Below are 13,868 nucleotides of genomic sequence, written 5' to 3' on the forward strand. Positions count from 1 at the left end.
AGCAGCCGGGAGGTGGGCCCGGCGACGGAGCGCCGCATCCGCCCGGTCCGGCGTCGGTTCGCCGCCGGACCGGGTGGGCTGGCGGATCAGGTGGAATGGCGGATCAGGTGGGCCGGGCAGGCTGGCAGGCCGGGTGGCTCACGGCCTGGGCGCAGATGCGGGCTCCGCAGCTCAGGCGGAGGCGGGGCGGCAGTGGAGCTGGGGCGTGGCTCAGGCGGGGACGGCGAGGGCGGTGGGTGCCGGGCGGGGTCGGCCCGGGCCGGCCTGGCCGGCCACCGCAGTCGATCCGCGTACCACCAGCTCCGGGCGGAACAGGTATTCCGAGTGCGGGGCGGCGTGCCCGTTGATCTCGTCGACCAGGGCCCGGACCGCCGCCACCGCCATCGCGGCCACCGGCTGCCGCATGGTGGTCAGCGGCGGGTCGGTGAAGGCCATCAGCGGTGAGTCGTCGTAGCCGACCACCGACAGCTCGCCGGGGACGGACAGGCCGCGCTGCCGGCCGGCCCGGACCGCACCCAACGCCATCAGGTCGGAGCCGCAGACGATCCCGGTGACCCCGCGTTCGATCAGTCGCCCGGCGGCGGCCTCGCCGCCCTCGACGCCGAACAGCGACAGCTCGGCGAGCGCGTCCAGCTCGCTGCCGGTGGAGCCGAGCCGGGTCATCGCGGCCCGGAAGCCGGCCACCCGGCGCTGCACCGGCACGAACCGGTCCGGCCCGGTGATCAGGCCGATCCGCCGGTGCCCGAGCGCGACCAGGTGCGCCACGGCCAGCTCGGTGGCCTCCCGGTCGTCGCAGGAGACGAAGGGTGCGGCGATGCCGGGGGCGTACCCGTTGATCATGACGACCGGCAGCGGCCGGGCGATCAGCGCGCGGTACCGGTCGTGGTTGGCGGCCGTGTCGGCGTGCAGGCCGGAGACGAAGACGATGCCGGAGACCTGCCGGTCGAGCAGCATCTCCACGTACTCGTCCTCGGTGACCCCGCCCGGGGTCTGGGTGCACAGCACCGGGGTGAACCCGCTCTGCGCCAGCGTCGACTCGATGACCTGGGCGAACGCCGGGAAGATCGGATTCTCCAGCTCCGGCACCACCAGCCCGACCAGCCCGGCGCTGCGCTTGCGCAGCCGGGCCGGGCGCTCGTAGCCGAGCACGTCGAGGGCGGTCAGGACGGCCTGCCGGGTCTCGGGGGCCACGCCGGGGCGGTCGTTGAGCACCCGCGACACCGTGGCCTCGCTGACTTCGGCCTGTTGGGCGATGTCGGACAGTCGAGCGCGCATGGCGGAACTTTAACCCAAGGGCAAGTTCTTGCGTACGTCTCTGCAAGCCCTTCCATAATATGCAACCTCTTGCTAACGTCCCGGCAACACGCGACAGCAGCGGCGCGGCCTGCCCGGCGCCGGTCAGCAAGAACTTTCAGTGTTCCCACGACGAGGCCGCCCTTCCCCCCGGTGGTCGGCTTCGCCATGACGACAGGAGTACCGATGCGCATCCGTACCGCGGGTGTGGTCACCGTTCTCGGCCTGGCGCTCGCCGCGTCGGGCTGCGGCGGCGACAACAGCAACGACGAACCGGCCACCAAGGCCACCTCCCAGGCGGCGGGCGGCAAGCTCGTCATCTGGGCGGACGACAAGCGCACCGCGGCCCTCAAGCCGTTCGCCGAGAAGTTCGGCCAGGACAACGGCGTCACCGTCGAGGTGCAGGCCGTCTCCAAGGACCTCCAGACCAACTTCGTCACCGCCTCCCAGCAGGGCAGCGGCCCGGACGTGGTGGTCGGCGCGCACGACTGGATCGGCAACCTGGTGCAGAACGGGGCCATCGACCCGGTGCAGCTCGCCGCCGAGCAGAAGTCCGGCTTCAACGAGACCGCGATCAAGGCGGTGACGTTCAACGGTCAGCTCTACGGCGTCCCCTACGCCACCGAGAACGTCGCGCTGATCCGCAACACCGCGCTGGCCCCCGAGGCGCCCAAGACGATCGAGGACCTCGTCGCCACCGGCAAGAAGCTCAAGGCCGACAAGAAGGCCAGCGAGATCCTCTGCCTCCAGTCCGGACAGAACGGCGACGCCTACCACATCTACCCGCTGTACACCTCGGCCGGCGGGTACCTCTTCGGCACCGCCGCCAACGGCGACTACGACCCCAAGGACCTCGGCGTGGGCAAGCCGGAGTCGATCGCGGCCTTCCAGAAGATCGCGAAGCTCGGTGAGAAGGGCGACGGCGCGCTCAAGCGCTCCATCACCGGCGAGAACTCGATCGCCACCTTCACCGGTAAGAAGTGCGCCTTCCTGGTCTCCGGCCCGTGGGCGATCGCCGACGCCAAGAAGGCAGGCATCTCCTACGACATCTCCCCGGTCCCCGGCTTCGCCGGTGGCAAGCAGGCCCAGCCGTTCGTCGGCGTCCAGGCGTTCTACGTCGCCGCCAAGGGCAAGAACAAGGCGCTGGCCCAGGAGTTCGTCACCAACTACGTGACCACGCCCGAGTTGGCCGTGGCGCTCTACCAGGCCGAGCCGCGCCCGCCGGCGTTGACCGCCGCGTTCGACCAGGTCAAGGGTGCCGACCCGGACCTGGCCAAGTTCTCCGAGGCGGGCAAGGGCGGCCAGGTGCTGCCGGCGATCCCGGCCATGGCCGCGATCTGGGACCCGTTCGGCAAGGCCGAAGCGGCAGTCATCGGCGGTGCCGACCCGGCGAAGACCGTCACCGCCGCCGGCAAGACGATCTCGGGTCAGATCAAGTAATGAGCACGCTGTCCGGTCCGGGACCTGCCCCGCAGGCCCCGGGCCGGGGGCCTGCGCGTTCCGGGCCCCCGGAAACCTCCCGTACCGCGCGCCAGCACGCGCCGATCACCGCGACCGGCCTCGCCGTCAAGGTGGTCCTGCTCGGCCTGGTGGCCGGGATCGCGATCTGGGCGGCCTTCCCGCTCGTCGCCGCCCGGCTCTGGGTCGGTCTCGCCGTCCTGGCGGTCACCACCGTCGGCCTGGGCTACCTCTACCTGACCCGCCGGCACATCCCGGCCAAGTACCTGGTGCCAGGAACGATCTTCCTGATCGCCTTCCAGGTCTTCCCGGTGCTCTACACCGCGAGCACCGCGTTCACGAACTTCGGCGACGGCCACCGGGGCTCCAAGGACGACGCGATCGTCGCCATCGAGACCTCCTCGGTCAAGCAGGTCCCCGGCTCCGCCGAGTACGCCCTCGCCATCGCCACCACCGGCGATCCGACCACCGGCCCGCTGGTCTTCCTGCTCACCGACCCGGGGACCGGCCGGGTCTCCGCCGGGGACGCCGCCGGGCTGCGCCCACTCGACGCCGCCGACTTGACCGTCGCCGGCAGCGGCAGGGTCACCGCCGCCAAGGGCTACACCGTGCTCAACGTCGGCCAGGCCAGCGTACGCAGCGAGGAGATCACCGCGCTGGTGGTGCCGACCTCCGGGGGCGCGGTGCGCTCCAACGGCCTGTCCCGCGCCTACGAGGGCAAGGCCGTCCGGGCGTACGACCGGGGCTGCGACTGCGTCACCGACGGCGAGACCGGCAGGACCTGGACGGCCGACCCGGACACCGGTGCCTTCGTCGCCGCCGACGGCGAGCGGCTCGCCCAGGGCTGGCAGGTCGGGGTGGGGTTCAAGAACTTCGCCCGGGTGCTCACCGACCCGGACATCTCCGGCCCGTTCTTCGGCACCCTGCTGTGGAACTTCGCCTTCGCGGTCGGCTCCACCGGGTTCACCTTCGGACTCGGCATGGCGATCGCCCTGGCCCTGCACTCGCCCCGGATGCGGGGCACCAACGTTTACCGGGTGTTCCTGATCCTGCCGTACGCGATGCCGTCGTTCGCGATGCTGCTGGTCTGGCGGGACATGTTCAACACCGACTTCGGCCTGGTCAACAACCTGTTCGGGCTCGGTGTCGACTGGTTCGGCGAGGCCTGGTCGGCCCGGCTGGCGGTGTTGCTGGTGCAGCTCTGGCTCGGGTACCCGTACATGTTCCTGGTGACCACGGGCGCGCTCCAGGCGATCCCCAAGGAGCTGACCGAGGCCACCTCGGTCGACGGCGCGTCGCCCTGGCAGTCGTTCCGGGCGGTCACCCTGCCGCTGCTGCTGGTCGCGCTCTCGCCGCTGCTGATCGCGTCGTTCGCCTACAACTTCAACAACATCAACGCGATCTGGTTGACCACCGAGGGCGGCCCGTTCGCGCCGGACAACCCGACCAACGGGGCCACCGACCTGCTGATCACGTACACCTACCGGCTGGCCTTCGGCGCGCAGGGCGCCGAGTTCGGCCTGGCCGCCGCGGTGTCGATCTTCATCTTCGCGATCGTGGCCACGGTCTCGGCGGTCAGCTTCCGGCGCACCCGCCAGCAGGAGGAGGTCTACTCGTGACGACCCGTCCCCACGCCGCCGGGCCGGCGGCCCCCGCCGCACCCGTCGTCCGGTCGGATGCCGCCGGCCCGCGTGCCGGTCGGCCGGCTGCCGCGGTACGCGGTGGCCGACGTCCGGGCCGGTGGTTCACCCAGGTCGGCTGGCGGCACGTGGTCGGCGTGCTGGCGGTGGCGTTCAGCCTCTTCCCGATCCTGTTCGTGCTCTCCGCCGCACTCAACCCGCTCGGCACCCTCTCGTCGACCGAGCTGCTGCCCACCGGGGCGTCGCTGTCGAACTTCGGCGACCTGTTCGAGCGGACGGAGTTCGGCCGCTGGTTCCTCAACTCGCTGCTCATCGCGGGCGGGGCGAGCTTCGCGTCGATCTTCCTGTCCGCGCTGGCGGCGTACGCGTTCTCCCGGATGCGCTTCGCCGGGCGGCGGGTCGGGCTGCTGACCCTGCTGCTGATCCAGATGTTCCCGCAGTTCCTGGCGATCGTGGCGATCTTCCTGATCTTCACCCGGGTCACCGACCTGTGGCCGTCGATCGGCTTCAACACCCCGTGGGGACTGTTCCTGCTCTACATGGGCGGCGCGCTGGGCATGAACACCTGGCTGATGAAGGGGTTCTTCGACACCCTGCCCCGCGAGCTGGACGAGTCGGCCACGATGGACGGCGCCAGCCACGCGCAGGTCTTCTTCCGGATCATGCTGCCGCTGGTGGCGCCGATCCTGGCGGTGACCGCGCTGCTGTCGTTCATCGGCACGATCAACGAATTCATGATCGCCAACGTGTTCCTCACCGACACCGGCTCCAAGACCCTCGCGGTCGGCATGTTCGGCCTGGTGGCGGGGGAGCGGAACAACAACTTCGGGATCTTCGCGGCGGGCACCCTGCTCACCGCGATCCCCACCGTGCTGGTCTTCCAGCTCCTCCAGCGCTACATCGTCTCCGGCCTCACCGCCGGGGCCGTCAAGGGCTGAACCGAAAGGCCACGCCATGTCCCTGTCGCCGCACCACGACGGCTCGGCGCTGTACGTGCCCGAGCAGGAACCCGCCCTCGGGCAGACCGTGCCGGTCTTCGTCCGGGTACCCGACGGCACCGACGTCCGGCAGGTGCACGTCCGCACCACCGCCGACGGTGAACCGCGTTTCGTCGAGGCCACCGTCGACCGCCGCGACGGCCACGACGTGTGGTGGCGGGCCGACGTCGAGGTCCGCAACCCGGTCAGCAACTACCGGTTCATGCTGACCGGGACGACCGGCTACCGCTGGCTCAACGCCGCCGGTCAGGTCGACCACGACGTGCCCGACCACGGCGACTTCAAGCTGGTCAGCCACGCCCCGCCGCCGGCCTGGGCCCGGGACGCGGTGATCTACCAGATCTTCCCCGACCGGTTCGCCCGCTCCGCCGCCGCCGCCGACCGCACCCCGCCGGACTGGGCGATCCCCTGCGACTGGGACACCCCGGTCATCGGGTACGGCCCGCAGACCCCACGCCAGTTCTACGGCGGCGACCTCGACGGCATCACCGAACGGCTCGACCACCTGGACCGGCTCGGCGTCAACACCGTCTACCTGACGCCGGTCTTCCCGGCCCGCTCCAACCACCGCTACGACGCCGCCGGCTTCGACACCGTCGATCCACTGCTCGGCGGGGAGGCGGCGCTGGTCCGGCTGGCCGACGCCGTCCGGGCCCGGGGCTGGCGGCTGCTCGGCGACATCACCAGCAACCACACCGGCGACGCGCACGAGTGGTTCACCCGCGCCCTGGCCGACGGCGACGCCCCCGAACGGGAGCTGTACTACTTCGACCCGGCCACCGGCTACGAGTCGTGGAACGGGGTGCGATCGCTGCCCAAGCTCAACTGGGGCAGCGCCGAACTGCGCCGCCGCTTCGCCACCGATCCGGACTCGCCGCTACGCCGCTGGCTGCGTCCGCCGTACGGGCTGGACGGGTGGCGGGTCGACGTGGCCAACATGACCGGGCGGCGGGGCGCGGACGCGTACACCCACGAGGTGGCGCGGTTGCTGCGGGAGGTGGTCGTGCAGACCCGCCCCGACGGGCTGCTGCTCGCCGAGCACGGTCACGACCACACCGGTGACCTGGACCGCGACGGCTGGCACGGCACGATGAACTACGTCGGCTTCACCGACCCGGTCTGGTCCTGGCTGCGCCGCGAGGGCCCTGCCCACCGGCCGGCCGGCGCACCGGGTCCTGCGGGTTCTGCGGGCGGGCGGGGGCCGGGGCCGGGGGCTTGTCGGGGCAGGGCGGTGAGCCGGTGCCGAACTTCCTCGGGACGCCGGGCGGGGTGCGGCGGCGGGACGCCCGTGCCGTGCTCGCCACCATGGACAGCTTCCGGTCGCTGATCTCCTGGCGGTCGTACACCCATTCGTGGCAGTTGCTCGGCTCGCACGACTCGGCCCGGATCCGCACGGTGGTTGGCGACGCGGCCCGGCAGGAGGTGGCCGCCGGGCTGCTCGCCACCATGCCCGGTACCCCGGTGGTCTTCGCCGGTGACGAGCTGGGCCTGACCGGCGGCAACGGCGAGGGCTCGCGTACCCCGATGCCGTGGCACCGGCCGCAGAGCTGGGACGCCGGGACGTTCGCCGCGTACCGGGCGTTGCTGGCGCTGCGGCGGGACACCCCGGCGCTGCGGCACGGCGGACTGCGCTGGGTGCATGCGGACGCCGACACACTGGTCTTCCTACGCGAGGCGACGGCCGGCACGGTGCTGGTACTGGCCCGCCGGGCCGCCGGCCCACCGGTGCGGCTGACCGGCCTGCCGTACGGGGGCAGCGCCGCATCCCGTCCGGCCGGTGAGAACGTCTACGGGGGCGCCCCGGCCCTGCACCCGTCCGCCGACGGCAGCACCACCCTTCCCGGCGACGGCCCCACCTTCCAACTCTGGCACCTCTGACCCCCACCCCACCCGCCCCGCACCCCGCACCCCCACCCCGCACGCCCACCCCCGCACCGCCCGCGCCCCGCACCACCCCGCGCCCCGCACCTCCACACCACCCCGCCCACCCCCGCCCACCCCCGCTCCCGCCCCACCCGCGCCCGTCTTGCCCTTTCCGTGGGGGTCTCCTGGAAGATCGTGCTCGAACCTGGTTGTAGTGGCTTCCGTGCGAGCAGGCCACTACACCATGGTTCGAGCACGATCTTGAGCTGCGGAGCGTGGGCGGGCGGCCTGCCGTGGCCGGGGGAGATCACGGATTGAGCTCAGCCGGCGGGGCACCTACTACAAAGTGTCGTTGATGGGGGAGGATGGCTCGCGTGGAAGCTCTCCGACTGATCCTTCTCTACGTCCATCTGATCGGCTTCGCGCTGCTCCTCGGCGGTGCGGTCGCCCAGTACGTCAGCGGCCGGCTGCGGATCAACGCGGCCATGCTCTGGGGCTCGGTGATCCAGTTGCTGACCGGCGTGGGCCTGTCCGCGCCGCTACGTGACGGCGACGAGCCGGCCCCCGCGAAGCTTGTTACCAAGTTGGTGCTGGCCCTGCTCATCTTCGTCATGGTCTTCTTCTCCCGGAAGCGGGAGCAGGTGGCCCGTGGTCACTTCCTGGCGATCGTCGGGTTGACCCTGGTCACGGCCGCCGTGGCGGTGTTCTGGCGGTAGCCGGCGACGGTCGGCGGGGCCGCCGGGAAACGGGCGTTCGCGACACCGGGCCGGTCGGCACTGGCACGCTGAGTGATGTGCCCCACGCCCGGGTTACGCCGGGATAACGAGCGTTCAACAGTCGTGCACGATTGGCGGCCGGTGGGTGGACGGCGGGCTACGCTCCCGTCCGTAACGTGGGATGCCGGCGGCACAACGCTCGCCGGTTCAAGGGCTGCCACCGCACGAGGCGGTGAGCAATGGAAGGAGACGTCTTGCGCTCTGTGCGTGGGATGCGGATCGCCTCTGCCATCGCGGCGGGTGGGCTCGTGCTGGGTGCCGCCGCGTGTGGTGAGGCGCCGGACGACGACAACAACGCCGGTGGCAGCGGCGACAAGAAGTACAGCGCCTGCATGGTGACCGACGTCGGCGGCATCGACGACAAGTCGTTCAACACCTCCGCCTGGAAGGGCCTGGAGGAGGCCAAGAAGGCCAACGACAAGATCGACATCAAGTACGTCGCGTCCAAGGCCGAGGCGGACTACGAGGTCAACCTGACCGGGTACGTCAACCAGAAGTGCGACTTCATCCTGGCCGTCGGTGGCCTGATGCAGGACGCCACCAAGAAGATCGCCGCCGCGAACCCGAACCAGCAGTTCGGCATCGTGGACGCGAACCCGGCCACGGCCAACGTCTACCCGATGCAGTTCGACACCGCCCAGGCCGCCTTCCAGGCCGGTTACCTGGCCGCCGGGATGACCAAGAGCGGCAAGGTCGGCACCTACGGTGGCCTGCCGATCCCGCCGGTGACCATCTTCATGGACGGTTTCGCCGACGGCGTGGCGCACTACAACAAGACCAAGAGCAAGAACGTCCAGGTGCTCGGCTGGGACAAGGCGACCCAGAAGGGTTCCTTCACCAACGACTTCGCCAAGCAGGACGAGGGCAAGAAGGTCTCCGACGCGCTGGTCGCCCAGGGCGCGGACATCGTCATGCCGGTCGCCGGCGGCGCGGGCCTCGGCACCACCTCCGCGGCGAAGGCCTCGGGTGGCAAGTACTCGGTCGTCTGGGTCGACGTCGACGGCTGCGAGAGCACCCCCGACTGCGCGGCGCTGCTGACCACCGTGGTCAAGAACATCCCGGACGCCGTCAAGGACGCCGTGCTCAAGGCCGCCGGTGGCGAGAAGCTCGCCGCCACCCCGGGCTTCGTCGGCAACCTCGCCAACAACGGTGTCTCGATCGCCCCGTACCACGACTTCGACAGCAAGGTCCCGGCGGACCTCAAGGCCGAGGTCGAGAAGCTGAAGGCGGACATCGCCGCCGGCACCATCACGGTCACCTCGAAGGCCCAGCCGACCAAGTGACCGCCGCGTCGGCCGCCGCGATGGGATCATCGGCAGCGGCGGCCGGCGGGCACCAGGCATGACGACCGGCCGTCCCGGCGTACGTGGGGAATCCACGGGCGTCGGGGCGGCCGGTCCGCGCACCGGCCGGCCGGCACCCCGGTGGCCGGTCGACCGGCAGCTAGGCTGCACCATCGCTCGCACTCCAGGAGGTTGCGCTGAGACTCGAACTGCGCGGCATCACCAAGCGGTTCGGTGATCTGGTCGCCAACGATCACATCGACCTGACGGTGGAGCCTGGAGAGATCCACGCCCTGCTCGGCGAGAACGGCGCCGGCAAGTCGACCCTGATGAACGTGCTCTACGGGCTCTACCAGCCCGACGAGGGCGAGATCCTGGTCGACGGCCAGCCGCTGCGGCTCAAGGGCCCCTCGGACGCGATCCGGGCCGGGATCGGCATGGTGCACCAGCACTTCATGCTGGTGCCGGTCTTCACCGTGACCGAGAACATCATGCTCGGCGCGGAGCAGGTCCGGGGCGGCGTCGTCGGCTTCCTCGACCGGCGGCGGGCCCGCCGCGAGGTGGCGGAGGTCTCCGCCCGGTACAACCTGCGGGTCGACCCGGACGCGGTGATCGAGGACCTGCCGGTCGGCATCCAGCAGCGGGTCGAGATCGTCAAGGCGCTCACCCGCGACGTCGACCTGCTGATCCTGGACGAGCCGACCGCCGTGCTCACCCCGCAGGAGACCGAGGAGCTGCTCACGGTCATGCGGTCGCTCAAGGCGGCCGGCAAGTCGATCGTCTTCATCACCCACAAGCTCGGCGAGGTCAAGGCCATCGCCGACCGGATCACCGTGATCCGGCGGGGCCGGACCGTCGGCACCGCCTCCCCCGAGGCGAGCCGGGACGAGTTGGCCGCGCTGATGGTCGGCCGCAACGTCCGGCTCACCGTCGACAAGCAGCCCGCCACCCCGGGCCGGCCGATCCTGGAGGTCGCCGGCCTGGTCGTCGACGACGACCGGCAGATCCGCGCGGTGGACGGCATCGACCTGACCGTACGCGCCGGTGAGGTGCTCGGCGTGGCCGGCGTGCAGGGCAACGGGCAGACCGAGCTGATCGAGGCGATCATGGGGCTGCGCCCGACGCTCGCCGGCACGGTGACCCTCGACGGCGAGCCGATCCACGGCTGGTCCACCAAGAAGGTGCTCCGCGCCGGGGTCGGCTACGTCCCCGAGGACCGCAGTGTCGACGGCCTGGTCAAGGAGTTCAGCGTCGCGGAGAACCTGGTCCTCGACATCTACGACCGGCCGCCGTTCGGCAAGGGGCTGGCGCTGCGGCCGGACGCGATCGCCTCGTCGGCGCGGGAGCGGATCGAACAGTTCGACGTGCGTACCCCGTCGGCGGACGCGGCGGTGGGCACCCTCTCCGGCGGCAACCAGCAGAAGGTGATCGTGGCCCGGGAGCTGTCCCGGCCGCTGAAGCTCTTCATCGCCGCCCAGCCCACCCGGGGCGTGGACGTCGGCTCGATCGAGTTCATCCACAGCCGGGTCATCCGCGAGCGCGACGTCGGCACCGCCGTCATGGTCGTCTCCAGCGAGTTGGACGAGGTGATCGGCCTCGCCGACCGGATCGCGGTGATGTACCGGGGCCGGATCATCGGCATCGTCGGCCCGGACACCCCGCGCGAGGAGATCGGCCTGCTGATGGCCGGCATCACCCCCGACGCCGCCGGGTCGGCCCGGCGGGCGACCCGACCGGGGTGGCCGACGGTACGACCGGCGACGCGGCACCGACCCCCGAGAGCCCTGGCAACGAGGACGAGGCATGAGCGAGCGGCAGCGAGTGAATCATCGACACCGCGCCCCGGTGCCTCCCGCCGGCACCGCGTGCAGCGAGGTGACGGCATGAGCGACCCCAACCCGGTGTCCGGCTCCCCGGACAAGGAACCGGCGACCGAGGCGGAGCTGACCGCGACCGGCAAGGCCGACCGGGGCGCCACGATGACCGCACCGAAGCAGCCCGCGCCGGGGCCCCGGCCCACGCTGGGCCGGCTCTTCCTGGACAACCTCTGGGCCGCCAACACGGTGACCGTCACCGTCCTCGCTCTGGTGCTGGCGATGCTGGTCGGCGCGGTCCTGATCATCGTGTCGGACCCGGAGGTGCTGGCCACCTACGGCTACATCACGGCCCGCCCGGCCGACGCGCTCGACGCCAGCTGGACGGTGGTCAGCGAGGCGTACGCCAACCTGTTCAAGGGGGCGGTCTTCGACCCGGAGGCGTCCGGCTTCACCGCCGCGATGAGCCCGATCTCGGAGACCCTCACCTACACCGCGCCACTGGTGTTCACCGGCCTGTCGGTCGCGCTCGCCTTCCGGGGCGGGCTGTTCAACATCGGCGCGCAGGGCCAGGCGACGATGGGCGTGATCCTGGCCGCCGTGGCCGGGTTCGCGTTGCCGCTGCCGCCGGTGGTGCACCTGGTCGTCGCGTTGATCGCCGGTGCGGTCGGCGGCGCGGTCTGGGGTTTCGTCCCCGGCATCCTCAAGGCCCGGACCGGTGCGCACGAGGTGATCAACACGATCATGCTCAACTACGTCGCGGTCTACTTCCTGTCCTGGATCATCGTGCAGAACGGTGTGCAGAACCCGGACCGGGCGGACGCGATCAGCCGCCCGGTCGACTCCTCCGCCGCGCTGCCCCGGCTGCTCGGCGACAACCTGCGGGTGCACGCCGGGATTCTGCTCGCGGTGCTGGCCACCTGGGCCATCGCCTGGCTGCTCAACCGGTCGACGCTCGGCTTCGAGCTGCGGGCCGTCGGGGCCAACCCGGATGCGGCGCGGACCGCCGGCATCAGCGTCACCAAGACGTACGTGCTGGTGATGGTGATCGCCGGGATGCTCGCCGGCCTCGGCGGCAGCCAGATGGTGCTGGGCTCCACCGCGAACGCGCTCACCCCGCTGGTGATCGCGCAGATCGGCTTCGACGGCATCCTGGTGGCGCTGCTCGGCCGGGTGAAGCCGTGGGGGGTGCTGCTGGCGGCGCTGCTGTTCGGCGCGCTCCAGGCCGGTGGCAACCGGATGCAGTCGTACTCCGGGATCTCGCTGGAGCTGGTCACCGTGCTCCAGGCGCTGATCGTCATCTTCATCGCCGCGCCGGCCCTGGTGAAGGCGATCTTCCAGCTCCGGGCCGCCCGTGCCGCCCGGTTGCAGACGAGCCTCGCGAAGGGCTGGTGAGGCATGTCCACCACCGCTGTTCCCGACGTCGCCGTGGCCGCGGTCGACGAGGGTTTCTGGACCCGCCCCCGTAAGGTCGGCCTGGTCCTGCTGGCGTTGGGCGTGCTCGCCGCCGTGCTGTTCGGGGCGCTAGCCACCGGCCAGCAGGCCCGGTTCACCCTCAGCGAGACCGAGGGCGGCGCGGCGCTGGAGATCCAGGGCACCCTCGGCGCGATCCTGTTCGGGGTCGTCGCCGCCGCAGCCGGCGGCGCGCTGCTGGCCGGGGTCCCGAAGCGCTGGTTCACAGTGGTCCTCGGGGTGGGGCTGGTCGGCTTCGTGCTGAGCTTCCTGTGCTGGCAGGTCTCCGCCGCCCCCGAGGGCCGCAACTTCATGCCGATGGTCAACATCGTGCGGGGCACCTTCGTCCTGGCCCTGCCGCTGGTCTTCGGTGCGCTCGCCGGGGTGCTCTGCGAGCGGTCGGGCGTGGTCAACGTCGCCATCGAGGGGCAGTTGCTGATGGGCGCGTTCAGCGGCGCGCTGTTCGGCAGCCTCAGCGGCAGCGTCTGGGTGGGTCTGGTGGCGGCGGCGATCGGCGGTGCGTTCATCTCGCTGCTGCTGGCCGTCTTCGCCATCCGCTACCTGGTCGACCAGGTCGTCATGGGGGTGGTGCTCAACCTGCTGGCGGTCGGCGTCACCGGCTTCCTCTACGAGCGGCTGATGCAGACCAACGCCGACAAGTACAACAGTGCGCCGCGCTTCGGCAACTGGGAGATCCCGCTGCTGAAGGACATCCCGCTGCTCGGCCCGGCGCTGTTCCGGGGCAACATCTTCCTCTATCTCGGCCTGCTGCTGGTGCTCGTCATCCACCTCGCGCTGTTCCGGACCCGGTGGGGTCTGCGGACCAGGTCGGTGGGCGAGCACCCGACCGCCGCCGACACCCTCGGGGTCAAGGTGCTGGGCCTGCGCTACCGCAACGTGCTGCTGGCCGGGGTGGTCGCCGGCATCGGTGGCGCGTCGTACACCCTGGCGCTCTACAGCTTCACCAAGAACATGATCGGCGGTAAGGGCTTCATCGCCCTGGCCGCGTTGATCTTCGGCCGGTGGAGCCCGACGGGGGCGCTGCTCGCCGCGCTGTTCTTCGGCTTCGCCGACCAGCTCGCCACCTACCTCGGCGCGATCGGCAGCAGCATCCCCAGCCAGTTCCTGGCCATGCTGCCCTACCTGGCGACCATCCTGGCGGTGGCCGGGCTGGTCGGTCGGGTCCGGGCGCCCGCCGCCGACGGCAAGCCGTACGTCAAGGGCTGAGAGACCGGCCCGGTGCGGGCCCGGCGGGGACCTCCCTGCCGGGCCCGCACCGTTCCCGACGACG

10 protein-coding genes and 1 pseudogene are annotated in these 13,868 nt (G+C 71.3%); 10 read left to right on the forward strand and 1 reads right to left on the reverse strand.

Annotated features, from left to right (window positions below):
* Nucleotides 1–210 precede the first annotated feature (210 nt).
* Nucleotides 211–1,275: a LacI family DNA-binding transcriptional regulator gene (locus tag J7462_RS24090; RefSeq protein ID WP_208568647.1), complete on the reverse strand. Its 1,065-nt coding sequence runs from the start codon at nucleotides 1,273–1,275 to the stop codon at nucleotides 211–213.
* A gap of 204 nt (nucleotides 1,276–1,479) precedes the next feature.
* Here J7462_RS24090 and J7462_RS24095 point away from each other — a divergent pair, with 204 nt between their 5' ends.
* The 10 genes and pseudogenes from J7462_RS24095 to J7462_RS24135 all read left to right on the forward strand — a co-directional run bounded on the left by J7462_RS24095 (nucleotide 1,480) and on the right by J7462_RS24135 (nucleotide 13,804).
* Complete coding sequence (locus tag J7462_RS24095; protein WP_219466940.1) at nucleotides 1,480–2,733, forward strand: maltose ABC transporter substrate-binding protein; 1,254 nt, start codon at nucleotides 1,480–1,482, stop codon at nucleotides 2,731–2,733.
* Nucleotides 2,733–4,370: an ABC transporter permease subunit gene (locus J7462_RS24100; protein ID WP_219466942.1), complete on the forward strand. Its 1,638-nt coding sequence runs from the start codon at nucleotides 2,733–2,735 to the stop codon at nucleotides 4,368–4,370. The genes J7462_RS24095 and J7462_RS24100 overlap by 1 nt, the downstream gene beginning before the upstream one ends.
* A 149-nt stretch (nucleotides 4,371–4,519) precedes the next feature.
* Entirely contained in the window at nucleotides 4,520–5,329 is an 810-nt protein-coding gene (locus J7462_RS24105) for a sugar ABC transporter permease (RefSeq protein WP_219470651.1), read from the forward strand.
* A gap of 16 nt (nucleotides 5,330–5,345) precedes the next feature.
* Nucleotides 5,346–6,716 carry an alpha-amylase family glycosyl hydrolase gene (locus J7462_RS24110; protein WP_374197545.1) on the forward strand — a complete coding sequence of 457 codons (1,371 nt, stop codon included), beginning with the start codon at nucleotides 5,346–5,348 and terminating at the stop codon, nucleotides 6,714–6,716.
* A complete protein-coding gene (locus J7462_RS33745; RefSeq protein WP_374197546.1) occupies nucleotides 6,629–7,267 on the forward strand; it encodes an alpha-amylase family glycosyl hydrolase in 639 nt (212 codons plus the stop codon). The genes J7462_RS24110 and J7462_RS33745 overlap by 88 nt, the downstream gene beginning before the upstream one ends.
* Before the next feature lie 359 nt (nucleotides 7,268–7,626).
* Nucleotides 7,627–7,968, forward strand: a complete 342-nt coding sequence (locus J7462_RS24115) for a hypothetical protein (RefSeq protein WP_091252785.1) — start codon at nucleotides 7,627–7,629, stop codon at nucleotides 7,966–7,968.
* A 272-nt stretch (nucleotides 7,969–8,240) separates the two neighbouring features.
* Entirely contained in the window at nucleotides 8,241–9,311 is a 1,071-nt protein-coding gene (locus J7462_RS24120) for a BMP family protein (RefSeq protein WP_219470653.1), read from the forward strand.
* Nucleotides 9,312–9,574: 263 nt separating this feature from the next.
* Nucleotides 9,575–10,783, forward strand: a pseudogene (locus J7462_RS24125) (ABC transporter ATP-binding protein); the annotation flags it as partial.
* 411 nt (nucleotides 10,784–11,194) lie between these two features.
* Nucleotides 11,195–12,520, forward strand: coding sequence for an ABC transporter permease (locus J7462_RS24130; protein ID WP_219466954.1), 1,326 nt, complete (start codon nucleotides 11,195–11,197; stop codon nucleotides 12,518–12,520).
* Between the two features lie 3 nt (nucleotides 12,521–12,523).
* Nucleotides 12,524–13,804 carry an ABC transporter permease gene (locus tag J7462_RS24135; protein ID WP_219466956.1) on the forward strand — a complete coding sequence of 427 codons (1,281 nt, stop codon included), beginning with the start codon at nucleotides 12,524–12,526 and terminating at the stop codon, nucleotides 13,802–13,804.
* The last annotated feature ends 64 nt before the right edge of the window (nucleotides 13,805–13,868 follow it).

It is taken from the genome of Micromonospora sp. RL09-050-HVF-A (genome assembly GCF_019374995.1).
GTDB classification, from domain to species: domain Bacteria; phylum Actinomycetota; class Actinomycetes; order Mycobacteriales; family Micromonosporaceae; genus Micromonospora; species Micromonospora antibiotica.